Here is a 22,791-nt window from a genome sequence, read left to right as displayed (position 1 = left end):
TCATTTTTGATTTTAAAATTTGCCGATTTCCCATATTGCATTGTATAAAATGATTAAATTTGCCTTAATTGATACTATATGGTTATGAATAAAAAAAGTGTTGCCGTAGTAATGGGAGGCTATTCTGATGAATATGTTGTTTCTTTAAAAAGCGGACAATTGATTTATGATTCTCTGGACAGAAATCTCTATGACGTATATAAAGTAGTAGTCCTTAAAGATGAATGGTATTTTTTAGGAGAAAATGATAAAAAATATGCCATCAACAGAGGAGATTTTTCTGTGACTTTAGATCATGGAGAAGTCTTAAAATTTGATGTTTGTTTCAATATTATCCACGGAACTCCGGGGGAAAATGGAATTCTTCAGGCATACTGGGATGCCATTGGTCAAAAATATACAGGTTGTGATTTTTACCAGAGTGCCCTTACTTTCAATAAAAAAGACACTCTTGCCGTATTATCTAAATATGGAATTCCTTCTGCAAAAAGTATTTATTTAAGAAAAGGGGAAAACATCAATGTGGATGAGATTGTATCAGAACTCAATCTTCCTCTGTTTGTAAAACCTAATCAGTCCGGATCTTCGCTGGGAATTTCCAAAGTAAAAGAAAAATCAGAACTGATTGCGGCTACTGAAATTGCATTCAAAGAAGATAATGAAATCCTGATTGAAAGTTTCCTTGATGGTATGGAAGTTTCTGTAGGCGTTATTGATTTTAAAGGAGAAACTATTGTGTTAGGAATTACAGAAATTGTTCCTACTAATGAGTTTTTCGATTATGAAGCAAAATACGAAGGAGCTTCTGAAGAAATTACACCGGCAAGAATTGACGAAGAAACCACAAAGAGAGTGGAAGAAATTGCTAAAAGAGCATACAATTCATTAGGGATGAGCGGTTTTTCAAGAAGTGAATTTATTCTGATGAACGGGATTCCTTATATGCTTGAAATGAATACCAACCCAGGATTCTCTCCTGCAAGTATCCTTCCTCAGCAGGCAAGACATTATGGAATTTCCATCATGGATCTTTGCGGAAATGAAGTTGAAAAAGCACTTAATAAATAAAATAGAAGTTAGAAATTAGAGGTTAGAAGCCAGAAACAATATACACTCACAGCTTATAACAGATAATTCACGATTCAAAATTATAACTCGTACAACATGAAAATTGCTGTTTTCCCAGGGTCTTTTGACCCGATTACACTAGGACATTACGACATTATAGAAAGAGCGGCACCGCTATTTGATAAATTAATCATCGCTATCGGCCAGAATTCTCAGAAAAAATATATGTTCCCTCTTGAGAAAAGAATGGAATTTATCCAGAATTCTGTAGCAGAGTTTCCCAACGTGGAAGTAGACTCATTTGAAGGCTTAACAGTGGATTACTGTTTTGAGAAAAATGCTCAGTACATTATCCGAGGACTGAGAAACCCTGCCGATTTTGAATTTGAAAAAGCAATTGCTCACACCAACAGAACATTAGCTCACAAAAAACTGGAAACCGTATTTTTACTGACTTCTTCTGGAAAATCTTTCATCAGCAGCAGCATTGTAAGGGAAATCATTACCCACGGCGGTGAATACGAACTGATGGTTCCGGACTCAGTAAGAGTGGAAAGATAAATATAAGTAATGAGCAATAAGTAATGAGTAATTTTGATAGGATAGATTTTAACCAAATTTTCAGGGAAAGAACCAAAAGCTTTTCCATTACTATCATTAGAACGCTTTCTTCATTACCTTTTTCGGATGATATTTCAATAATAAGAAAACAAATTATCAGATCTGCAACTTCTGTGGCAGCCAATTACAGAGCTGTATCCAGAGCGAGATCGGAGAAAGAAAAATTTGCTAAAATGTGCATAGTAGTCGAAGAAATTGATGAAACTCAACTTTGGCTTGAAATTATTGAAGAATTAGAATATGTAAGTCCGGAAAAAATTTTACATTTAAAAACAGAATGTGAAGAACTTGTAAAAGTTATGACTACATATAAGTTTAAATTATCGCAAATTTAAATGGCATAATTTTTATTACTCATTGCTCATTACTTATCATTCATACTCATCATATATGCACGAACAGTTCAATTTTGCCATAGAAGTCCTGGGGACCATTGCCTTTTCCATGTCAGGAAGTTTTGCAGCAATGCAGAAACGGCTTGATCCGTTCGGAGTGCTTATTATTGCATTTGTAACTTCTGTGGGAGGAGGAACTGTAAGAGATTTATTGCTTGATATCCCCGTGTTCTGGATGCATGATCTTCTGATGTGTGCTTTGATTCTCGTGACCAGCATTTTTTCAATGGTCTTCAAATCTCTTGAAAAGAACTTCAAAGTCACTTTATTTATCTTCGACAGCTTTGGTCTTGGATTATTTACCATTATCGGAGTTCAGAAAGGCTTAAATGCAGGAATCCATCCTATGATTTGTATTGCTTTAGGAACCATAACAGGTTGTTTCGGAGGGATTATCCGGGATATATTGCTCAACAGAATTCCCTTGATTTTCAGAAAGGAAATTTATGCTACCGCATGTATATTGGGAGGTTCTGCATTTTTATTAATGACCAGATATACCATGCTTTCTTATACTTTTATACAAATCTTCACTATTTTACTGATTGTTGCTATAAGAACCTTCGCCGTAAAATACCATTGGCAGATGCCTAAGTTCTATGGCTACGACCAGAATTCAGAAATGTAACTTTGTGAAAAAATTACCTCTTATCATTCTTTCATTTTCTTTATTCTCCTGCAAACACGAGAGTCAATTTGATCTGAATAAAGATCTTTATCATTTTTCCGAAAGAATGGAAAACGGAGATACGGTTAAGATCATGGCTGATCTTTCAGCCTGCACATTCCTTGCATTTGAAACCTATACTTTTACCAAGCAGTATGATACTCTGTTTCTGGAGAAATACTCTGAAACAGCATCATATGGTAAAACGAGCCAAACATTACCTAAAAGAATCTATAAAGTAAAAGCTAGCGATCCTCTGTCTTTTGAAAATTATCTTAAATTCCTGAACAAAGAAGATAAACCGCACGAGAAAGGAGATTTTCCTTTGGTTACGGTAACCTATAAAAAACAAAGCCGGAAATTTTATGATGACGGACTCCAAGATAAGTTTATGAAGCATGATAGTTTGTTTGCCGTTAAGGAAAACATTTACCCAAAAGATACATTTTTTAAACAGGAGGCACCTCCACCGCCGCCTCCAATCATAAAAAGCAAAAAGTCCTGAAAAATCAGGACTTTTATATTATATTTTTTTATTGACTAGAAGAATTTTCCTCTGTTTCTCATATTCGGGTTATGCATGTGCTTTTGCATAGTCGGCATTTTCAACTGATCTTTCATCATTTTGATCTGATCCGTCATCATTCCTGCGCTGTCTAATCTTTTTGCCTCTTCCAGCAACTTCTGCCCTTCCTGTTTTCTTCCTTTGGAAATAGCTGCTGCCGCAAGATTCAACGTAGCCATTGCTCTGTCGTGCTTCATATTTAAACCATACTCCAACGCTTTCTTCATGAAAGGTTCTACTTTAGCAGGATGATCCTGAGCTTGTGTCAATCCTGATAAATAGTGAAAATATCCATACTGAGTTTTATGAAGCTGTCCTTTATAATCTGTTATTTTTGATAACCATTCACCCGCTTTCTCCATATTTTGTTTTCTCAATTGCCAGAATGCCAATAGGATATATTCATTTTTAAAGAATAGTAAGATTGGGAATGCAGCTAAAAGAAAAACAACAATACCCCATCCCAGATTTCTTGTGAAAAACATCATATAAAGTCCTAACAGGATAAGAAGTGCTGCTACTGCAATTTTTATGTATTTATTCATTATTAAATTTTAGAAGTGCAAAGATAATAAATTTAGAGCTTAAAGTTCAAAAAGTCAATTGTGAATGGTCAATTCGTTGCGGTTGTTAATTTTGTAACGGCGAGAAATTCACAATTCACTTTGCAAAGCAAAAATTGACTATTGATTTTATGCTTTACTCTTAATTTTTTCAAACGTCTGGAAACAGAAATCATAGCCATTCTTTTCATCTTTCTCATGGCAGATTTCGTTGGTCTTTTTCCAGATTTTCGGATCTATTTTCGGAAAGAATGTATCCGCCTGAAGATCTGCTTTAACTAAAGTCACTTCAAGCCTATCCACGATATCCATAGTTTGTTCGTAGATATTTCCGCCACCGATAACGAAAACTTCCTCATCAATCTTTTTAGCAAATTTCAAAGCTTCTTTGATGCTTCCCACGATAAGAATTCCTTCTTCAAACCAGTCTTTTTTTCTTGACACAACAATGTTAGTACGGTTCGGAAGAGGCTTGCCAATACTTTCGTATGTTTTTCTTCCCATTATAATCGGATGTCCTGAAGTAATATCTTTAAAATGTTTTAGATCTTTGGGAAGATGCCAAAGCAACTGGTTTTCAAAACCAATTTCGTTTTTCTCTCCCATTGCCACCACTATTGTTGTCATTCAAATAATTTTTTACAAAATTAGCACATAATTTGTATATTTGGTTAGCACAAAAAATTTAAAAAAATAAACTATGAAAAATAAAGGATGTCTGGGTGCCGGAACCATTGGTATTGCCCTTCTTATTATTGTTGCTATTCTATTCTTCTGGGGAAAAAGCGGATATAACAGCTTTGTCAACAAAGAACAGACTGTAAACGCAAAATGGTCTAATGTAGAGACCGTATATCAGAAAAGAGCGAACCTTATTCCTAACCTGGAAAGAACGGTAAAATCGTATTCAAAATTTGAGCAGGAAACTTTAACTCAAGTTGTGGAAGCCCGTTCCAAAGCGACTTCTATCAATATTGATCCTACGAATATGACGGAAGCTGATCTTGCCAAATTCCAGGCTGCACAAGGAGAATTATCGGGTGCATTAAGCCGATTGATGGCCGTAGTAGAATCTTATCCTAACTTAAAAGCAGACCAGCAGTATATCAACTTCCAGAGAGAATATACCGCTATCGAAAACAGTATCAGAACAGAAACTGTTTATTATAACGATGCTGCAAAGGATTACAATACTTCCATCAAGACTTTCCCGAATAATATTCTGGCGAATTTCACCAACTTTAAAGAAAAACCTTATTTCAAAGCTGATGCAGGAGCTCAGAAAGCCCCTGAAGTATTCAAATAATAATGGGTAATTTCCTAACAAATCAACAGATCGCTTCCCTCGTGGAAGCGATTCAGTCTGCAGAAGATCATTCTACGGGAGAGATCAGGGTACATATTGATTCCAATACAGAAAACCGTGATGCTAAAACGGCATTTGATGTTTTCAAAAAACTCGATATGGATAAAACCGCTGACCGAAATGCGGTGCTTTTCCATGTCAATTTCGAACAAAAATATCTTACCATTATTGGAGATATCGGAATTCATGAAAAGGTAAGACAGTCTTACTGGGATCATCTTCACGATTATATCACTGCTGAATTTGCCAAAGGAAATTATTATCAGGCTCTGAAAAGTGCCATCCTGGAAACAGGACTTGAACTCAAAAAATATTTTCCTGTAGAAGGAGAAAATCCAAACCAACTCTCAAATGAAATTACATTCTCTTAAAATAGTATTTTCATTTTTACTACTCTGCTTTTACACTTTTGTATCAGCACAATACACCATTCCTGAAAAACCAGCAGTCCTCTATCCTGTTTTTGATGAAGCAGGATTGCTTTCTCAGCAGGAAAAAGATGCCCTGAATAATAAACTGATTAAGTTTGCAGATTCTACCTCAACGGAAATTGAAGTAGTCATCATCCGCTCCACCAAAGGAGAAGATGTGAATTTTCTGGCAACCATGTTCGGAGAGAAATGGAAAATCGGAAAAAAAGGGGTGGATAACGGAGTGGTTTTCCTTGTTGCCACAGAAGACAGAACAATGTCTATCCAGCAGGGACGTGCCGTGGAACAATATCTTACGGCATCCGTAGCAGGACAGATCTTAGATTATATTGTCACCCCAAATTTCAGAAAAGGCCTTTGGTATGAAGGAATCAACGGTGGAACCTCAGCCATTATGGAGGCTGTTGAGGGAAAATTCAAACCTGTAGCAACCACAGCTCCTTCCGGCAACGGAAGTGCTTTTAAAGTCCTTATCATTGCTTTTGTTATTTTCATCATTATTGCTATCCTTTTTGGTAACAGAGGGGGCGGACGTGGCGGAAATAATGACGACGATGATGATGTGATTATCACAAGGAAAGGACGCCGAAATTATCCTGGTGGCTTCTTCCCATTCCCTGGCAGTTTCGGAGGCGGTGACTTTGGCGGAGGAAGTTCCGGCGGTGGTGGCGGTGGCTTTGGAGGCTTCGGCGGTGGCGGAAGTTTTGGCGGCGGCGGTGCATCCGGAGGATGGTAAATCAGTCAATCATTTTCAGAATATATAAACAGATCAGGTCATCACGACCTGATTTTTTATTTAAAAATCGAAAATAGCATCAATTCTTTACCTTTTCTTAATGTTAAATTGATTTTTTCATATTAAAAAATTAATAAAACCGCATAAAAACCATCTTTTATTCAATATTTTTTTCTTATATTTACTGAAAACAGGATTATGAAGAAGACGCTGGTAGTATTTGCACACCCTTATCTGGAGCACTCCAATTCGAATGTAGAGCTCATCAATTTCTACGTTCGCCACCAGCATTATACCCTAAGAGATCTTTACGAAGAATATCCTGACTTCCATATTGCCGCTTTCCGGGAAAGAAAACGTCTTAAAAACTATGAACGTTTTGTTTTTCAGTTTCCTCTGATATGGTTTGGAATGCCTCCACTTCTCAGATTATGGATTGATGAAGTTTTCGACAGAGACTGGCTTAAAGAAGGTGAACATAATCCTCTGGAAGGAAAAGAAGTATATATTCTGGTCACCACAGGCGGAAAAGAAAGATCTTTCAGCAAAACCGGAACCTATCAATATACCATAGATGAGCTCATCAGCGGACTGATTGTTTCATTAAAGGTTTTCAAAGCAGATATCAGGCACATCAAAATCGTATACGAAGCTAACAAGCTTTCTAAAAAAGAAATTATTTTACATAAAAAGGAATTTACAGAACTACTCAATCAATAGCATATGGAATCCAGCTTAGCGATGAACACATTAATTTTCCTGGGTGTAGCCATTATTATGGTTCCATTGGCCAGGAAATTAGGGTTGAGTTCTGTAATCGGTTATATTTTAGGAGGAATCATTATAGGTCCTTATGCCCTTAAACTTACAGGAAATAATGTCAATGACATTATGCATGCCAGCGAGTTTGGAGTCATCATGCTTTTATTTTTGGTAGGCTTAGAGCTGGAACCCCGCAAATTCTGGGAAATGCGAAAAAAAATAATGGGTCTGGGACTTTCTCAAATGGTACTCACCATTCTTTTGCTTTTCTTAGTATTTACAAGTGTAGGCTGGAGAGTAGACAAAGCAATAGCTATTGCGATGTGTTTTGCTTTATCGTCTACCGCAATTGTCCTCCAGACCTTGCAGGAAAAGAATAACCTTAAGACTACAGCAGGAGAAGCTTCATTCTCTACCTTGCTGTTTCAGGATATTTCAGTGATTCCTATTTTAGCAATACTTCCTATTCTGGCCAATTATAAAGCCAAGCATCATGATAATGAAATTCAGATTCTGATTCAAAAACTACCGGAATGGCTCCAGGCCGGAACCGTAATTTTCGGAGTAGCTTTGCTTATTTTACTGGGCAGATATGTCTTTGTTCCTTTTCTGCGCTATGTTTCAAAATCTGGAATGGCAGAATTATTGACGGCTTCTTCCCTATTCCTCGTTATTGGAGTTTCTGAACTGATGGTTGTTATCGGGCTTTCTCCGGCACTGGGAGCTTTCCTTGCAGGAGTCATGCTTGCCAACAGTGAATTCCGTCATGAACTGGAAGCCCAGATTGATCCTTTTAAAGGACTGCTGCTAGCTGTTTTCTTTGTCAGTGTAGGATCAACGATCAATTTTAATATTATTCAGAAAGATCCGTTATTTATCTTCAGTACTGTTTTTGCTGTACTGGCTGTAAAATTTGTTGTTTTATATACGATTGGAAAGTTTTTCAGGATAGATACTCCTCAGAGTCTTTTTTATGCTTTTGCGCTTTCTCAGGTAGGAGAATTTGCATTTGTACTGCTCAATTATGCGTCGGATCTCTATCTTTTAGGCCCTGAAATGAATGCACAAATGATGGCTGTTACGGCAATCACCATGTGCATTACTCCCATTCTTCTTATTATCAATGATAAGTTGATTACCCCGAAATTCATTAAAGAAATTCCAGAGGAAGAACATGATTATAATATTCTCGACAGTGATGTTACTCAAAAGAAAATTATCATTGTAGGTTTTGGGCATTTTGGAAGTACAGTGGGACGTCTTTTAAAAGCCAATAAAATACCCGCTACCATTTTGGACCGTGATTCTGATCGTGTGAAATTGCTCAGAAGCTATGGTTTTAAAGTCTATTATGGTGATGCCACCCGAATACCTATTTTAAGAGCCGCAGGAATTGAAGATGCTGAAATTCTGGTTTTATGTCTGGATGATTCAGATGATAACAAATTCATTGCAGAACTTGTGCGTGAACATTATCCCAATGTGAAAATTTTTGTAAGAGCGAAAAACAGGATTGATGCTTATGATTATCTAAACAGCGGTGTTAATCATATCTACCGTGAAACATTAGGAACAGCGGTTGATATGGCTGTGGATGTACTTCATGAAACAGGAATGAGGAAATATGCCGCAAGACGTCTTGGACAAAGATTTATGGCTATTGATAAAGCTTCAGTCAGGAAACTTGCAAAAATGAAGGAAAATGATGATGACATTACGCTATTTACCACAAAAGAAATCCTCCAACGGGAGGAGGAATTATTAGCTTATGACAATCTTAATTTTGATAATAAAAACTGGGAAGGTTCCTCATCCACTGATGAAGAAGATGAGGAGGAATCCCAGGATTAATTTATTGGATGTTTACGCTTCCACCGCTGCTTTCATCTTTGATGACACTCTTAAGCTCTCCTTTTTTCGAAATGTCTACACTTCCACCGGATGAAGCGCCTGCATTCACACTGGAAACAGCACTGATCTGAATACTTGCTCCACTGGAAGCATCAGCATCTACATTATCAGCAACAACTCCTTTAGCAGAAACACTGCTTCCTGAAGAGGCACTTACCTCTACTTTTTTTGCTTTTCCGGAAAGATCAAGTGTGGATCCAGATGAAGATTCAATATCAAGGTTTACAGCCCAGATTTTACCATCGAAACTGCTGCTGCTGCTTACATTGATATCCATATCGTTAGCCTCCAGATCACCAGAAATACTTCCTGCACTAGATGCTTCGATCTCTGTTTTTTCCTGGGTAAATTTATCTTTTATAATAATTCTTGCAGCTGAGTCAGCAAGAAGTTTCTTAAAATCTTTTGTATAAATTTTTGCCGTCACTTTACTGATATTCATCACTCTGATCCCCGGCTTATAATGAATATGCAGTTTTCCGCCATCATTATCTACAAGAATTTCATTGATGATACTCTGAGGTGCTGAGATTTCTACTTTTTCTGTTTCAGATTTTATAATTTCAGCTTCTATAGCCTGTGAAACCTGGATTTCATCAAAATCTCCGTTAAATTCTTTATGCTGTATCGGGCCACTTTCTTTCGTTACTACTTTCTCTACCCAGTTGCTTCTTTCTCCCTCTCTGTCTCTGTTTCTGTTCTCATGTTTATCATTACATGAGGCTAATGCCACTAAGGCAGAAAAAATAAATAAAGTCCTTGTTTTCATGCTTATTTCTTTTGTTGATTATTTTTTTTGATTCCTTTATTAAATAACAACTAATTTATAAAAAATATTACATTACATTTAAAAATACTGCAATTGTCTGCAACACAGATTTTTCAGAAGCCCTTTTCTTTACTTACTATATCTAACTCATTCATTTAAAAACACTCCCGGAACAGTTTCAATAAATACGTACGCCAAAATAGATTCTATGATGCAAGTTTTTAATATCTTTATCATTTAATAACAACTATATTTATGAAGAATATTTCATCGGTATTATTAATTTCTGCCTTGGCGTTCAATCAATCTTGTACTACAATGAAACAGACCGATATTCAACAGGAGCTTCCTGCCCCTGATCCCTCTTTATCTTCAAATCCTTTTATGAAGAAAAGCAAGCTTCAGTATGAAGCTCCGGAGTTTGACAAAATCAAAAATGAACACTTCAAACCTGCTTTTAACTATGGTTTAAAGCAGCATGAAACTGAAATTGTAAAGATTGCCAACAATCCTGCTGCTCCTACTTTTGAAAATACCATCGTGGCATTGGAAAAAAGTGGTGAAGTATTAAGAAGAGCACAAATTGTATTCTCCAATCTGACAAGTGCCAATACAAATCCTACCTTACAGGCTTTGGATGAAGAATATGCACCTATTTTTGCGGCACATTCTGATAAATTGTACCTGAATGAAAATCTTTATAAAAGAATACAATCCATCAAAGAAGACGGTCTTGATTCTGAAAGCAAAAGACTTGTACAATATTATAAGCAGAATTTTGAAATCGCAGGAGCCAACCTTTCTGCAGCTGATAAAGAAAAACTAAAACAAATCAACCAGGAGCTGGCTTCCCTTTCTACTCAATATTCCAATAAATTATTGGAGGCAAGAAAGCAAGGTGGAGTTTTCTTCTCTGATGCTAAAGAACTTGACGGCCTTTCTGCTGATGAAATTGCAGCAGCAGCATCTGATGCTAAAACAGCAGGACAACCTGGAAAATATCTTCTGGCGTTACAAAATACAACACAGCAACCTCTTTTACAAAACTTGAAAAACAGAGCTACCAGAGAAAAGCTGTTCAAAGCTTCATGGACAAGAGCTGAAAAAGGGGATGCTAATGATACGAGATCTACAATTGAGCAACTGGCTAAACTGAGATTGAAAAAAGCTCAGATTTTAGGCAAGAAAAACTTTGCTGAATGGAAACTTCAGGATCAGATGGCCAAAACACCTGAAGCAGCTACTCAACTGATGAATCAGATTGCGACTCCTGCAGTGGAGACAGCAAGACGTGAAGCAAAAGACATTCAGGATCTGATTGATCAGCAGAAAGGAGGTTTCAAAGTAGAACCTTGGGACTGGAATTTTTATGCTGAACAGGTAAGAAAAGCTAAGTTTGATCTTGATGAAAGCCAAATAAAACCCTATTTTGAAATTACAACGGTTCTTGAAAAAGGAGTTTTCTTTGCCGCTGAAAAATTCTATGGACTGACTTTCAAAAAGAGAACAGATCTTCCGGTGTACCACCCTGATGTAGTAACATACGAGGTGTTCGATCATGATGGAAAATCTATCGCCATTTACTACCTGGATTTCTATACAAGAGATTCTAAAAACGGTGGAGCATGGATGAGCAATTTTGTTGAGCAGTCTTATTTATTAGGAACAAAACCTGTAATCGTTAACTGCTACAATTATCAGAAACCAGCTCCAGGAAAGCCTTCATTAATCAGCTATGATGATGTTTCAACTATTTTCCATGAATTTGGACACTCCATTCACGGAATGTTTGCCAGCCAGAAATATCCTTCTCTTTCAGGAACAAATGTACCAAGAGACTTCGTAGAATTCCCGTCTCAGATCAATGAGCACTGGGCTTTGGATCCTATTGTTCTGAAGAATTATGCCGTTCATTATGAAACGAAACAGCCTATTCCACAGGCTTTGGTAGAAAAAATTAAAAAAGCAGCTACTTTCAATCAGGGATATATGACTACTGAATTGGTTTCTGCTGCCGAGCTTGATATGGATTGGCATACCGTAAGCAATGACAGCCAGTTTATTCCTGTTTTAGATTTTGAAAAACAATCTTTAGCCAGCCATGGATTCAACTTAGCAACAGTTCCTCCGAGATACCATACTCCTTATTTTGCACACATCTGGGGAGGTGGATATTCAGCAGGATACTATGCTTATTTATGGTCTGAAACATTGGATAACGATGCATGGGAATGGATCAGTAAAAACGGAGGTCTGACCAGAGAAAACGGTGACCGTTTCAGAAAATACATTCTTTCTGTAGGAAATTCTGTAGATCTGAATCAGGCGTTCAGAGACTTTACAGGACACGATCCGGATATTAAACCTTTATTAAGAAACAGAGGTTTTATTAAATAAATCAACGAGAAGCATTCTTTAATTAGAGTGCTTCTTTTTTATGTTTCGGCTAAAGCCAATGGATTTTTATTTGTTTATTTTTTAACGGGCTAAAGCCCGTTTCTATTGATATTGATTATTTTTGCATCTAAAATTTAAAATACAATATATGGACTGTCCCTGCTGTTCAGGAAAATCCTACGAAGAATGCTGCAAGCCTTATCATACCGGAGAAAAACATGCTCCAACGGCTGAAGCTCTGATGCGTTCAAGGTTCTCCGCGTTTGCTATTCCCAATGGTGAATATCTGATGGAAACCACTCTTCCCGGAAAAAGAAAATATCACAATAAGAAAGACCTTCAGGAATGGGGAGAAATCAACCAGTGGACAAAGCTGGAAATCATCCGGACTCCCACTTTAAATCATGTAGAGTTTAAAGCCTATTATACAGATCAGGATGGCCATCCTCAACTTCATCATGAGTTTTCTCTTTTTCAGAAAATGCATGAACGCTGGTATTATGTTTCAGGAGAATTTTTGGATTAACAATATACATTACCATAAAAATACCCCGCAGAAATTCTGTGGGGTATTTTTGTCTTTTATCCAAAACCATAATGGATTGGTATACAAATATCCGGAAAAACCAGACATTAAGAGTATTTTTTAGTGAGCGTCAGTACCGTCAATTCCGTGAGCATGACCATGTGCCAATTCTTCTTCAGTTGCCGGACGTGTGTTCAAAACTTCTACTTCAAAGTCTAACACTTTACCTGCCATTGGGTGGTTAAGATCTGCAACTACAACTTCTGGTGTTACTTCTACCACAAATGCCTGGAAATTATTCCCTTGGTTATCAGATAAAGGTAAAATAGCTCCAATAGGTGGAGTTCCTGATTCTTTGAACATCTCAATTGGCAATTGAGCGATAGCATCAGGCTGTCTTTCACCATAAGCTTCTTCAGGCTGAATAACAAAAGCAGCTTTATCACCAGCTTTTAAACCTAAGATATTTTGTTCAAACTTTGGAATCATCATTCCTACACCATACAAAAATGTAAGTGGATTTTCTGCTGTTGTTTCTTCTACAAGAACTTTAGTTCCGTCCGCTTCGATAGTGTGAAGGATGTAACGTACAGCTACAACGTGATTGTTTTCAATTGTCATATTTTTTCTTTTTTTCGTGATTTTGTTTCACGATTAATAATACAAATATACTATTTTTGAAATGATTCAATGAGCTTGGAAGCCAGGAGATAGAAGAAGGATGTTATGAAAGGCATAAAGAAAAATAGATCTTCTTTTTACCGCCTTTATTTTCTTCTACCTTCTTCTCTTTTTTTCTGTCTCAGGACAAAGAGATACAGACTTTCAACTTTTGTTCTTGCCCAGGGTGTTTTTCTTAAAAACTTCAAGGAAGAGCTTATACTTGGGTTATCTGTAAAACATTTTATATTGATCTGTTCGCCAAGCTTTTCAAAACCTTCATAGTATTCTACGAGTTCTTCAAGGATAGCATCCAGCCTTTTTCCATGTAAAGGATCTTTGGACTGTTGTTCCATCTTTTTTTCACAAAATTAATTTATTATAAGTTTATACGGAAATCCACAACACTCTTCCTTTTTGTTTCTTATTTTTGAAGAAGTTATTCTCACCCATAAAAATTATTCGTTACAAAAAATATGAGCAAAAACAACGAAGCGAACAGGCAAAAAAATAAAAAGAAAATTGATCAGAAAAAACGCAAAATACAAAATGCAGAAGCAGAAAGGAAAGCCAAGTTAAAGAAAATTCGAGAAGATTTCAAAGCAAGGGAGGGTGATAATACACTGTAAAATAATCCTTTGCCAAACCCTGCTCAGTTTTTGAAACAGCTGAATTTAAAGTACTAAAATGATAGCTGGCAACAGGCAAAATTGTCTGAAATTTTTATCTGAATTAAGGGAAACCTTATTTTTTAAAATTAAGTATTTTCTATATTTACATTTTAATATTTGCAAAATAATTCTCTGCATATACTCTTTTTTAATTCTCAAACTTAGATTATGAAAATCCTCCACACTGCCGACTGGCATTTGGGTAAACGCCTCGACCGTTTTTCAAGACTAGAAGAACAGGTTTTGGTGATGAATGAAATTGTTCAGATTGCCGACGAGCAAAACGTTGATTTAGTTTTAATTGCCGGAGATTTATTCGATAATTTCAATCCAGGTGTAGAGGCCGTTGAACTTTTTTATAAAACTTTAAAACGGTTATCACTAAACGGTAAACGTCCGGTAATTGCTATTTCCGGTAATCATGATTCTCCCAGTTTAATCAATGCTCCTGATGCTCTGGCCAGGGAATGCGGAATCATTTTAATAGGCCATCCTAAAGCAGAGATCAGCCCTTTTGGTACAGAATATTTCAACATTACCCATTCAAAAGAAGGCTTTATCGAACTGAAAATAGAAGGAATAGATTTCCCGGTAAGAATTCTTCACACTCCTTATGCCAATGAAATCCGGTTAAAGGAATATTTTGGTGAAAATAAAGAGGAAGAAATCAACAAAGTTCTTTCACAGACATGGAAAAATCTTGCCGATCAGTTTTGTGATGATTCCGGAGTTAATCTTCTGACCGCCCATTTATATATGAATAAAAGAGGTTCGGAAGTTCTGGAAGAGCCGGAAGGAGAAAAACCTATTAAAATCGGAAATGCAGATCTTATTTTTTCGGATAGCATTCCTGAACAGATTCAGTATACAGCCTTGGGCCACCTGCATGGGTTTCAGAATATCGGAACGAAGGAAAAACCTGTTATTTATTCTTCTTCTCCTCTGTGCTACAGTTTCAGTGAAGCGGGACAGACAAAATATGTTTCCATTATTGATGCAGAGCCGGGAAAACCTGTTTCTTACGAGAAGAAAACACTGACAAAAGGAAGAGCTTTAGTCAGAAAAACATTTACCTCCATTGATGATACAGTCAGCTGGTTAGGTGAAAATCCATATACATTTATAGAACTTACACTGGAAAGTGAGACTTTTTTAACAGCTGATGAACGAAGATTAATCTATCAGTCGCACAACGGAATTGTTCACCTTATTCCCAAAGTAAAAAACCTGGAATTATCAGAAGATCAAAACCATGAAATCAATTTAAGTCAGGATATTGATATATTATTTAAAGACTATTTTAAATCCAAAAACGGCGGGCAGGAAGCCAATGAAGAACTGATGAATTTGTTTAACGAAATTTTAAATGCATAAGCCATGATCCCTGTTCAATTAACAATCGAAGGACTTTACTCCTATCAGGAACACCAGACTATTGATTTCAGAAATCTTACTGAAGCGGGATTATTTGGTATTTTCGGTGCTGTGGGTTCCGGAAAATCATCCGTTTTAGAAGCGATTTCGTTTGCTCTTTATGGGGAAACGGAGCGTCTGAACATGCGTGATAAAAGGGCTTACAACATGATGAATCTGAAATCAAACAGTTCTTATATAGAATTTGATTTTGTGAATTATGAGAATAAGCTTTTCCGTGCTACCCGTGATTTTAAAAGAAATTCAAAAAAATTCGAAGAAGTAAAGCCTAATGCCATTACTTTTTATGAGCATATTAATGGCAAATGGATTCCTTTAGATCATTCGAATGCAGAAATAATTATTGGTTTAAGCTATTCCAATTTTAAAAGAACCATCATTATTCCGCAGGGGCAGTTCAAAGAATTCCTTGAATTGGGTGCTGCAGAAAGAACGAATATGATGAAGGAGATTTTTAATCTTCAGAAATTTGATCTTCAGAACAATGTTTCTGCACTCCATGTAAAAAACAGATCTGAACTGGATCAGCTGGAAGGACAGCTAAAAGGTTTTGAAGAAATCAATGAGGAAAAAATCAAGATTCAGAAAGAACAGCTGGCAAAGGAACAGAAACTCCTTTCGGAATCCAATGAAAAGCTGGAAAAGATTTCCCAAACTTATCAACAGCTGAAAAACTTAAAAAGTGACTTCGATAGTTTACAGCAGAATAAGGAAAAATTCACTAAACTTTCTGAAGAAAAGCCTCAAATAGATGCTCTGGAAGCACAAATGGAATTATACGACCGTGTTTTCAGGATTTTCAACCCGTTGATTATTGAGAAAAATAAGCTTTCAAAAGAAATTGCTGATAAACGAAACGATAAAGAACAACAAATCAAAAGCTGGCAGGAAACTGAAAAAGCTTTTACCATCATAAAAGAGCAGCTCACAGCTCTTGAACCAAAGTTTAAGGCCTTGGAGCAATCCAGAATCCAGGAAAACGACCTGAACCTCATCATTCAGATCCTGAAATTTTCTGAAGAAATCAAAGTTCTGAATGAAAGAACACAGAAAGGTTCCGAAAAGGTAAAAGAAGTTGATATCAACAAAGAAAAGATTCAAAAGACCATTGATGAGCTTTCTGCCCTGGTTAAAAACTTAAAAGAACAGAAACTTAATTCTGCCTTACTTTCAGAAGTCGGAAACTGGTTTATTCAACAAAAAAATTTAAAAAAATCCCTGCAGGAACAAACCGAAAAGGTTGAGAAACATCAAAAACAAATCGGAGAAATTGCAGAAGAATTACAACCTTTTGCCTATCATGAAAATTATAAAGATGATTTCAAAAACAGGAGAGAAACCTTAGAAACAAAGAAAAAAGAGCTTTCTCAGAAACTGGATCACCTTAAAATACAAAAAGAACTTTCCCGTTTTGCCAGTGAACTTCATGACGGTGAAAACTGCCCTCTTTGCGGGTCTAAGGAACATCCGCATATTGTGGAATTTCACGATGTGAATGCTGAGCTGCAGGAAGTTCAGGAGAAAATAACATCGGTTGAGCAGGAAGTAATCGGTCTTCAAAAGCAGGAAGCAGAAATTGATAAGATTCTCGACCGCAAAAAAATCTTTGAAGAACAGCTTCTTTCGGAGCAGAAAACTGTTCTTCACATTCAACAAAATATTGAAACCCATCTTCAGAATTTCATCTGGAAACCATTCTCTCCGGATCAGGAAGAGGATTTTGAAAAAAAACGCTCAGACTCTTTTACGCTGGAAAAAAAGATTGAAGAAACAGAACGAAATGTAACACTGGAAAGAGAAGCACTGGAAAAAGAGGCTAAAACGCTGGAAAAGTATAAAAGTGCTCTGGAAGGTTTCCGCATGGAAGAGGTTTCAAAACAGGAACAGATTAATATCAGCCGTTCCGGTCTTAAGATCCTGAACTGGAATCTGTATGCTCAAAAGGAAATAACAGAGATTGAAGAAGCTTATCAAAAACTTGTACAATCCAATAAAGAAACTGAAGAAAATTATCAGAAGGCATTGCAGCAGGAAAAAATTCTTTCTCCAAAACTGGCGGAGCAAAGAGCAATTGTCAATCAATCTGAAAAACAGATTACCGAGCTTGAAAAAGAAATTTCCGGAAATGAAGAAGCTATTGGTAAGGCTTTGGCAGATCAAAATTTCACTCAATTCAGAGAAGTTGAAAATATCTTGCTTCAGGACATCAATGTTCAGCTTGTAAGAGTCAAAATCCAGAATTTCAAGGTTGAATTTGAAGCTCTAAAGAAATTCATCATCGAACTGGAATTAAAACTGAAGGGACTTTCATTCGATAACGAACAGTTTTCTTTGGCTGAACAGCAGTTCCAGGAGGCGCAAAGTGAGCAGAAAAAAATCAGTGATTCCGTAGTTACCAAAACTGCAGAAATAGACCGACTGGAAAAAGAATTCGTAAAAAAAGAAACTCTTTTAAAGGAACTGGCAAAACTCCAGAAACGTGCTGAAAATCTAAAAATCATGATGAATCTGTTTAAAGGAGCAGGTTTTGTACAATATGTTTCGTCTATTTATCTGAGACAGCTTTGTGATCATGCGAATGTGCGTTTCCACCGGATGACAAGAAATCAGCTAAGCCTTCAGCTTAATGAAAATAACGATTTTGAAATCATTGATTACCTCAACGAAGGAAAAAGCAGAAGTGTAAAAACACTTTCGGGAGGACAGGCCTTTCAGGTTTCTTTAAGCCTTGCGCTGGCATTGGCAGAAAGTGTTCAGGCCAACGCGCAGGCAGATAAGAACTTCTTTTTTATTGATGAAGGATTCGGAACTCAGGATACAGAATCAGTAAATATTGTTTTTGAAACCCTCACTAATCTGATGAAAGAAAACAGGATTGTGGGAATCATTTCTCACGTTGAAGAACTGAAAGAGAAAATCCCTACAGCGCTCAATATCATTAAAGATGAGGAAAGAGGAAGCTTGATTGAGATCGTATAAATTTAAGATTACATTCCGTTCATTTTTAAAGCTATCAGCTTACCTGTATTGAAGTACACCTAAGTTATGAAAATCTCTTATTTTCTGCTTAGGTGTATTTTTTTATATGTCATTTCATTACATTTGAAGATCATAATATTTAATATTCATTGACGGCGTGAAAAAAATCGGGCAACATATTATCCTTATTTTGTTACTCTTAACAATCCCGATTGTTTCTTCTCCGGATTTTGACGGAACGTTGTCCGTTTTTAAAGTGTCTCCATTCCAGCGAGAGTTTATCCGTTTTGTATTGGTAGTTCTCTTTTTTTATCTCAACCTCAATCTGTTTCTTCCAAAGTTCTACAGCAAAAAAAGATACGTTCTGTTTATCATCTGTCTTTTGATCTGTTTTGGAATGATGGTTTTTGTACCTAATTATCTTACTGCAGAAAACAGGATTACTGCACAACATTTCCCTATGCAGATGCAGCCACCTCCTGTAAACCCCAATGGAAATATACCTCCGCCACCCATGGAGCAGGGATTTTCTCAGAGAAATTTTCAATCTGGAAATAATAGTTTTTATGCACAGATGATCTTTTCATCACTCCTTCCCTTTCTGTTTTCATTTTTATCTTCCCTTTTTATTTTTAAAAATATTGAGAAAAAGGAACTGGAACGTTCCAAAGCCAAAGCAGAATTATTAAGTTTAAAATACCAATTGCAGCCTCATTTCTTATTTAATATTTTAAACTCGATTTATTCACTCGCTTTACTCAAATCTGATGATACTCCCAACGGAATTCTGAAGCTTTCCAATGTCATGCGCTATGTGGTACAGGAAAGCAGTAAAGATCTGGTAAAACTCAGCAAAGAAATTGAATATGTAAAAGATTATATTGCTCTTCAGCTGATCAGAACAGACAGCAGCTTGGATTTTTCTTATACTGAAACTGGCGAAACAAAGAATTTACAGATAGCACCTTTTATTTTGGTTAATTTTATTGAAAATGCCTTCAAATATGGCTTTAATGCAGAAGAAAATTCTAAAATAACCGTTACAATAATGATCCGGGAAGAACAGCTTCATTTTCAAGTTTTTAATAATATTGTGAACCGGAATATTACAGATGAAGAAAGTTTAAAAGTGGGATTAAAAAATACTCTTGAACATTTACAACAGGTTTATCCGGGAAAACATTCATTGAGCATGATCAATGACGGGAAGACTTTTGAAGTTGATTTAAAAATTAAATTACTATAGGCCTATGATAAAAGCCATCGCTCTTGACGATGAAATTCTCGCCTTGAAAATCATTGAGAATTACGCCGGAAAAATTGAAAACCTTTCTCTTGAAAAGGTCTTCAATACGCAAAGTGATGCGCAAAAATATCTTAACAAATTTCCTGTAGACCTCATCTTCCTCGATATAGAAATGCCTTCCAAAAACGGAATGGATTTTTATAAAAACATCTCCCAGCATACCAAAGTAATCTTTACAACGGCTTATTCAGAATATGCTGTAGATGCATTCAGCATTAATGCAGTTGATTATCTTTTAAAACCATTTTCTTTCGAAAGATTCAAGGCCGCAGTGGAGAAAGTAAAAAACAGTGCTGACGCTGATGAAATAAGATACCTTTCCATACGCGCTGATTACAAACTTCATAAAATCAATTTCAACGATATTGTACTGATTGAAGGATTAGATGATTATATCCAGATCCATTTAAACGACCATTCTACCATCACCGCACGCTCTTCTATGAAAAATATCCTGGAAAAGCTCCCTGAAAAGGATTTTGTGAGAGTACACCGATCTTATATTGTTCCCGTACAAAATATTAAAACCATTGTCAACCGCAACATCTACATTGGAGATTTCATTATTCCTATCGGGGAAACTTACAAAGATCTGGTGATGAAGATTGTGAATAAATAATCAGATGGAAGTAATGAATGTCTTGAAAATATTGCTCACCACTTCCAGTTTCCTTCTTCCAATTCCCATCCGTTCTCTTAACAATTCTTAAAAAACACTTATTTACCGACACATTTTATTCGTTTACCTCATAAATTTTCCTGCACCATTTTTTGAAAATACTTTTGGAGTAAGAAAAAGGCTGAAAGCTGTGAGCGGGGTTCTGGATGATCTTACGCATTCAAAAACTTCCCTCTCCCATCTTCATACTTCCAGCCTAAAGTATAATCTTAAACCCCTGTATTATGAAAACAATGAATAGAAAAGGCTTTCTGAAAAGTCTTGGATTAGCCGGAGTAACAGCTGTTGCCGCTCCTCTTTTGATCCATTGCGGAAATGATGATGATATTACAGATTCATCTTCTGGTACCTCAACAGGCTCAGGTTCTACAGGATGTTCGGTTACCAATACAGAAACTGAAGGGCCGTTTCCTACAAAATCTCCATCCAGTCTCGTTCAAAGTAATATTGTCAGTGACAGAACAGGAGTTCCTTTTACGATTACCATCACGGTACAGAATGTAAATACAAGTTGTGCTATTTTACAGGGCGCTTTTGTAGACATCTGGCATTGCGATAAAGATGGAAACTACTCTGAATATGGAGGAACTGGGATGCAGCCCACCAACTATACTACGGTTCATTTTTTAAGAGGAAGACAGACCACAGATAGTAATGGCCAGGTAAAATTCACATCTATTTTTCCGGGTTGGTATAATGGAAGGGCTACTCATATTCATGTCCACATTTACAATTCTGCGGGCCAGTCTTTACTGGTGACTCAGATTGCATTTCCGGAAGGAAGCGACAGTGCAGTGGTACAGGTTGCTGCAAGTACAGGATACAAAGGAATGACCGGATATACATACAATGCCAATGATAATGTATTCAGTGACGGAACAGCTAATGAAATGTCAACTATTTCCGGAAGCGTAAGCGGTGGTTTTACCCTTACTCATACTATAAAAGTATCGGCATAAATTCTGAAAAGTTCTTTAAATATTAGTTATTATCCTATTTCCACAAAGCACAGGTCTGATATAGATATCAATCGTTTGTTTCTCATCCCCAAAAGCAATGTATAGATCTGTGTCTCGTGGAAATATTAAATTGTACACATATGTTAGTTCAAGCGCCTTCTAAAATTTTCAAAAATGATTTCAGAATCTGGCAGGAAAATGAAAAAAATACCGTTACTGAGATTCTTAACGATAAAGATAGAACTTATACTCTGTATAACGTCAAAGAGATAGTTCTGGATATTGAAGGAGAATTAAGACTCAGTTTTGAGGAAGAAAGAACTCTTCTCATACTGCCCCTGTACGGGGAAATTATCATCACCGACTTTTACGAAACGATTTCAGCAGGAATGTCTCTTACGCTGAATACTCAGGCAGGAAAAGATATTGTCATCAAAAATATGGTGTATCATGACCGGACAGATGTTCTAATTTTTGAATTTAAAAAAGAAGAAAACATTCAGAACTACACCAAAAATGTATTGGATTTCACCCTAAAAAACAATGCTTTTAATATTTCTAAGGTATTACAGCAGCCTAATTTTATCGGACTTTATAATGGCCGCGCTGAAGGATATTATGCATTGAAAGATGCTGATAAATCTATTTTCGGAATGGTTATCAACGGTGCATTTGAGTTTCAAAACAGACTGATGGAAAATCGGGATGCTATCCTGCTTTGGGAACTTGAAGAATTGGAATTTGAGGCGTTGAGTGAAAATGCCTTGATTCTTTTTATGGAAGTGTAAATGATAAAATGGATGAAACGATGAAAAAGATAAAACTCGCTTTTCGCATTGTCATTGATCAAAGTTCTGATATGGTTTGGGATCGTTATATATTTGATGATACCTATTTCGAATATAAAATTCAGCATCAGGTTTTTGATGAAAAAGAAAATCCTGTAAAGAATTATTGGGAGCTTGTTCAGAAAAATCCAGGAGCCAAACAAATCCCTTTTTTGTTAAGTAGTGCTGCTAGTAACTATGTTTCACAATTAGGCGGAGTGATCCGAAGCTTACCTGATGTCTTGGGGAATACATTTTTTCCTTTTGACAATTTTAAACTGGATCTGATTTCTTCTCATCTGGAAGATCCTTCAAAACATAAAATAGGACTTACTTTTTTCTCTCCGGAACTTTTACTGATTGATATGATAGACAACAAATATCTGCTCAGTAAAGAAACAGATCAGGAAAACGGCTGGGAAACCTTTATGCTTCCATTTCATTCCCAGGTGTCCATTGTCTATTATCAGAAAATATAATTTTTGTGACTCCATAAGAA

At 36.4% G+C, this 22,791-nt stretch carries 25 protein-coding genes; 20 read left to right on the top strand and 5 right to left on the bottom strand.

Annotated elements, in window-relative coordinates; translation table 11 throughout:
• The first annotated feature begins 84 nt into the window (after positions 1–84).
• The 5 genes from CQ022_RS00195 (at position 85) to CQ022_RS00175 (ending at position 3,256) form a co-directional block, all read left to right on the top strand.
• Complete coding sequence (locus CQ022_RS00195; RefSeq protein WP_105684413.1) at positions 85–1,068, top strand: D-alanine--D-alanine ligase; 984 nt, start codon at positions 85–87, stop codon at positions 1,066–1,068.
• Between the two features lie 96 nt (positions 1,069–1,164).
• Positions 1,165–1,629, top strand: coding sequence for a pantetheine-phosphate adenylyltransferase (gene coaD / locus CQ022_RS00190; protein WP_047098871.1), 465 nt, complete (start codon positions 1,165–1,167; stop codon positions 1,627–1,629).
• Positions 1,630–1,652: 23 nt separating this feature from the next.
• The gene (locus CQ022_RS00185; RefSeq protein WP_185126837.1) at positions 1,653–2,024 is read left to right on the top strand and encodes a four helix bundle protein; all 372 of its coding nucleotides are present in this window, start codon (positions 1,653–1,655) and stop codon (positions 2,022–2,024) included.
• Between the two features lie 55 nt (positions 2,025–2,079).
• Positions 2,080–2,712, top strand: coding sequence for a trimeric intracellular cation channel family protein (locus CQ022_RS00180; RefSeq protein WP_105684370.1), 633 nt, complete (start codon positions 2,080–2,082; stop codon positions 2,710–2,712).
• A 4-nt stretch (positions 2,713–2,716) separates the two neighbouring features.
• Positions 2,717–3,256, top strand: a complete 540-nt coding sequence (locus tag CQ022_RS00175; RefSeq protein ID WP_123864360.1) for a hypothetical protein — start codon at positions 2,717–2,719, stop codon at positions 3,254–3,256.
• A gap of 35 nt (positions 3,257–3,291) precedes the next feature.
• On the opposite strand, the gene CQ022_RS00170 is transcribed toward CQ022_RS00175, so the two are convergent.
• Together CQ022_RS00170 and CQ022_RS00165 are read right to left on the bottom strand one after the other, a co-directional pair.
• Positions 3,292–3,861 carry a hypothetical protein gene (locus CQ022_RS00170; protein ID WP_105684372.1) on the bottom strand — a complete coding sequence of 190 codons (570 nt, stop codon included), beginning with the start codon at positions 3,859–3,861 and terminating at the stop codon, positions 3,292–3,294.
• A 147-nt stretch (positions 3,862–4,008) separates the two neighbouring features.
• Positions 4,009–4,506, bottom strand: a complete 498-nt coding sequence (locus CQ022_RS00165; protein ID WP_105684373.1) for a dihydrofolate reductase — start codon at positions 4,504–4,506, stop codon at positions 4,009–4,011.
• A 73-nt stretch (positions 4,507–4,579) separates the two neighbouring features.
• On the opposite strand from CQ022_RS00165, the gene CQ022_RS00160 reads away from it, so the two are divergent.
• From CQ022_RS00160 to CQ022_RS00140, 5 genes are all read left to right on the top strand, one after another.
• A complete protein-coding gene (locus tag CQ022_RS00160) occupies positions 4,580–5,185 on the top strand; it encodes a LemA family protein (protein ID WP_034693337.1) in 606 nt (201 codons plus the stop codon).
• A gap of 2 nt (positions 5,186–5,187) precedes the next feature.
• Complete coding sequence (locus CQ022_RS00155; RefSeq protein WP_185126838.1) at positions 5,188–5,616, top strand: TPM domain-containing protein; 429 nt, start codon at positions 5,188–5,190, stop codon at positions 5,614–5,616.
• Complete coding sequence (locus CQ022_RS00150) at positions 5,597–6,412, top strand: TPM domain-containing protein (RefSeq protein WP_105684375.1); 816 nt, start codon at positions 5,597–5,599, stop codon at positions 6,410–6,412. Before CQ022_RS00155 ends, CQ022_RS00150 begins: the two co-directional genes overlap by 20 nt.
• A gap of 198 nt (positions 6,413–6,610) precedes the next feature.
• Positions 6,611–7,132 (top strand): NAD(P)H-dependent oxidoreductase, encoded by a 522-nt coding sequence (locus tag CQ022_RS00145; protein WP_105684376.1) that lies wholly within the window; start codon positions 6,611–6,613, stop codon positions 7,130–7,132.
• Positions 7,133–7,135: 3 nt separating this feature from the next.
• A complete protein-coding gene (locus CQ022_RS00140) occupies positions 7,136–9,025 on the top strand; it encodes a monovalent cation:proton antiporter-2 (CPA2) family protein (RefSeq protein WP_105684377.1) in 1,890 nt (629 codons plus the stop codon).
• A 1-nt stretch (position 9,026) separates the two neighbouring features.
• On the opposite strand, the gene CQ022_RS00135 is transcribed toward CQ022_RS00140, so the two are convergent.
• Entirely contained in the window at positions 9,027–9,854 is an 828-nt protein-coding gene (locus tag CQ022_RS00135) for a GIN domain-containing protein (protein WP_105684378.1), read from the bottom strand.
• 255 nt (positions 9,855–10,109) lie between these two features.
• Between CQ022_RS00135 and CQ022_RS00130 the strand changes: the two genes are divergently transcribed.
• Both CQ022_RS00130 and CQ022_RS00125 read left to right on the top strand, forming a co-directional pair.
• A complete protein-coding gene (locus tag CQ022_RS00130) occupies positions 10,110–12,251 on the top strand; it encodes a M3 family metallopeptidase (protein ID WP_105684379.1) in 2,142 nt (713 codons plus the stop codon).
• A gap of 148 nt (positions 12,252–12,399) precedes the next feature.
• Complete coding sequence (locus tag CQ022_RS00125; protein WP_105684380.1) at positions 12,400–12,777, top strand: YchJ family protein; 378 nt, start codon at positions 12,400–12,402, stop codon at positions 12,775–12,777.
• A 120-nt stretch (positions 12,778–12,897) separates the two neighbouring features.
• On the opposite strand, the gene CQ022_RS00120 is transcribed toward CQ022_RS00125, so the two are convergent.
• Both CQ022_RS00120 and CQ022_RS00115 read right to left on the bottom strand, forming a co-directional pair.
• Positions 12,898–13,398 carry a peptidylprolyl isomerase gene (locus CQ022_RS00120; protein ID WP_105684381.1) on the bottom strand — a complete coding sequence of 167 codons (501 nt, stop codon included), beginning with the start codon at positions 13,396–13,398 and terminating at the stop codon, positions 12,898–12,900.
• 146 nt (positions 13,399–13,544) lie between these two features.
• On the bottom strand, positions 13,545–13,793 hold the full coding sequence (locus tag CQ022_RS00115) for a VF530 family DNA-binding protein (protein WP_105684382.1): 249 nt from the start codon (positions 13,791–13,793) through the stop codon (positions 13,545–13,547).
• A gap of 120 nt (positions 13,794–13,913) precedes the next feature.
• Here CQ022_RS00115 and CQ022_RS22780 point away from each other — a divergent pair, with 120 nt between their 5' ends.
• The 8 genes from CQ022_RS22780 (at position 13,914) to CQ022_RS00080 (ending at position 22,771) form a co-directional block, all read left to right on the top strand.
• Entirely contained in the window at positions 13,914–14,066 is a 153-nt protein-coding gene (locus CQ022_RS22780) for a hypothetical protein (protein ID WP_165791715.1), read from the top strand.
• 210 nt (positions 14,067–14,276) lie between these two features.
• Positions 14,277–15,482, top strand: coding sequence for an exonuclease SbcCD subunit D (locus CQ022_RS00110; protein WP_105684383.1), 1,206 nt, complete (start codon positions 14,277–14,279; stop codon positions 15,480–15,482).
• Positions 15,483–15,485: 3 nt separating this feature from the next.
• Positions 15,486–18,521 (top strand): AAA family ATPase, encoded by a 3,036-nt coding sequence (locus tag CQ022_RS00105; RefSeq protein ID WP_105684384.1) that lies wholly within the window; start codon positions 15,486–15,488, stop codon positions 18,519–18,521.
• A 157-nt stretch (positions 18,522–18,678) separates the two neighbouring features.
• The gene (locus tag CQ022_RS00100; protein WP_105684385.1) at positions 18,679–19,767 is read left to right on the top strand and encodes a sensor histidine kinase; all 1,089 of its coding nucleotides are present in this window, start codon (positions 18,679–18,681) and stop codon (positions 19,765–19,767) included.
• Between the two features lie 4 nt (positions 19,768–19,771).
• Positions 19,772–20,446, top strand: coding sequence for a LytR/AlgR family response regulator transcription factor (locus CQ022_RS00095; RefSeq protein ID WP_105684386.1), 675 nt, complete (start codon positions 19,772–19,774; stop codon positions 20,444–20,446).
• Positions 20,447–20,730: 284 nt separating this feature from the next.
• The gene (locus CQ022_RS00090; protein WP_228421837.1) at positions 20,731–21,465 is read left to right on the top strand and encodes an intradiol ring-cleavage dioxygenase; all 735 of its coding nucleotides are present in this window, start codon (positions 20,731–20,733) and stop codon (positions 21,463–21,465) included.
• Positions 21,466–21,605: 140 nt separating this feature from the next.
• Complete coding sequence (locus tag CQ022_RS00085; protein WP_105684387.1) at positions 21,606–22,253, top strand: hypothetical protein; 648 nt, start codon at positions 21,606–21,608, stop codon at positions 22,251–22,253.
• 20 nt (positions 22,254–22,273) lie between these two features.
• Entirely contained in the window at positions 22,274–22,771 is a 498-nt protein-coding gene (locus CQ022_RS00080) for a hypothetical protein (protein ID WP_123864358.1), read from the top strand.
• Positions 22,772–22,791: the final 20 nt, after the last annotated feature.

It is taken from the genome of Chryseobacterium culicis, assembly GCF_002979755.1.
Lineage (GTDB): Bacteria > Bacteroidota > Bacteroidia > Flavobacteriales > Weeksellaceae > Chryseobacterium > Chryseobacterium culicis_A.
Note: the sequence above shows the minus strand (reverse complement) of the source record. Positions and strands in the feature narration are given on the sequence as shown.

Bases quoted from the DNA above. Each gene is read 5' to 3' on its own strand.
- CQ022_RS00095 (WP_105684386.1), top strand. From the start codon at position 19,772: ATGATAAAAGCCATCGCTCTTGACGATGAAATTCTCGCCTTGAAAATC.
- CQ022_RS00080 (WP_123864358.1), top strand. From the start codon at position 22,274: ATGAAAAAGATAAAACTCGCTTTTCGCATTGTCATTGATCAAAGTTCT.
- coaD (WP_047098871.1), top strand. From the start codon at position 1,165: ATGAAAATTGCTGTTTTCCCAGGGTCTTTTGACCCGATTACACTAGGA.
- CQ022_RS00115 (WP_105684382.1), bottom strand. From the start codon at position 13,793: ATGGAACAACAGTCCAAAGATCCTTTACATGGAAAAAGGCTGGATGCT.
- CQ022_RS00180 (WP_105684370.1), top strand. From the start codon at position 2,080: ATGCACGAACAGTTCAATTTTGCCATAGAAGTCCTGGGGACCATTGCC.
- CQ022_RS00145 (WP_105684376.1), top strand. From the start codon at position 6,611: ATGAAGAAGACGCTGGTAGTATTTGCACACCCTTATCTGGAGCACTCC.
- CQ022_RS00110 (WP_105684383.1), top strand. From the start codon at position 14,277: ATGAAAATCCTCCACACTGCCGACTGGCATTTGGGTAAACGCCTCGAC.
- CQ022_RS22780 (WP_165791715.1), top strand. From the start codon at position 13,914: ATGAGCAAAAACAACGAAGCGAACAGGCAAAAAAATAAAAAGAAAATT.
- CQ022_RS00135 (WP_105684378.1), bottom strand. From the start codon at position 9,854: ATGAAAACAAGGACTTTATTTATTTTTTCTGCCTTAGTGGCATTAGCC.
- CQ022_RS00160 (WP_034693337.1), top strand. From the start codon at position 4,580: ATGAAAAATAAAGGATGTCTGGGTGCCGGAACCATTGGTATTGCCCTT.
- CQ022_RS00105 (WP_105684384.1), top strand. From the start codon at position 15,486: ATGATCCCTGTTCAATTAACAATCGAAGGACTTTACTCCTATCAGGAA.
- CQ022_RS00090 (WP_228421837.1), top strand. From the start codon at position 20,731: ATGAAAACAATGAATAGAAAAGGCTTTCTGAAAAGTCTTGGATTAGCC.
- CQ022_RS00125 (WP_105684380.1), top strand. From the start codon at position 12,400: ATGGACTGTCCCTGCTGTTCAGGAAAATCCTACGAAGAATGCTGCAAG.
- CQ022_RS00085 (WP_105684387.1), top strand. From the start codon at position 21,606: ATGTTAGTTCAAGCGCCTTCTAAAATTTTCAAAAATGATTTCAGAATC.
- CQ022_RS00185 (WP_185126837.1), top strand. From the start codon at position 1,653: ATGAGTAATTTTGATAGGATAGATTTTAACCAAATTTTCAGGGAAAGA.
- CQ022_RS00170 (WP_105684372.1), bottom strand. From the start codon at position 3,861: ATGAATAAATACATAAAAATTGCAGTAGCAGCACTTCTTATCCTGTTA.
- CQ022_RS00140 (WP_105684377.1), top strand. From the start codon at position 7,136: ATGGAATCCAGCTTAGCGATGAACACATTAATTTTCCTGGGTGTAGCC.
- CQ022_RS00195 (WP_105684413.1), top strand. From the start codon at position 85: ATGAATAAAAAAAGTGTTGCCGTAGTAATGGGAGGCTATTCTGATGAA.
- CQ022_RS00165 (WP_105684373.1), bottom strand. From the start codon at position 4,506: ATGACAACAATAGTGGTGGCAATGGGAGAGAAAAACGAAATTGGTTTT.
- CQ022_RS00155 (WP_185126838.1), top strand. From the start codon at position 5,188: ATGGGTAATTTCCTAACAAATCAACAGATCGCTTCCCTCGTGGAAGCG.
- CQ022_RS00150 (WP_105684375.1), top strand. From the start codon at position 5,597: ATGAAATTACATTCTCTTAAAATAGTATTTTCATTTTTACTACTCTGC.
- CQ022_RS00120 (WP_105684381.1), bottom strand. From the start codon at position 13,398: ATGACAATTGAAAACAATCACGTTGTAGCTGTACGTTACATCCTTCAC.
- CQ022_RS00130 (WP_105684379.1), top strand. From the start codon at position 10,110: ATGAAGAATATTTCATCGGTATTATTAATTTCTGCCTTGGCGTTCAAT.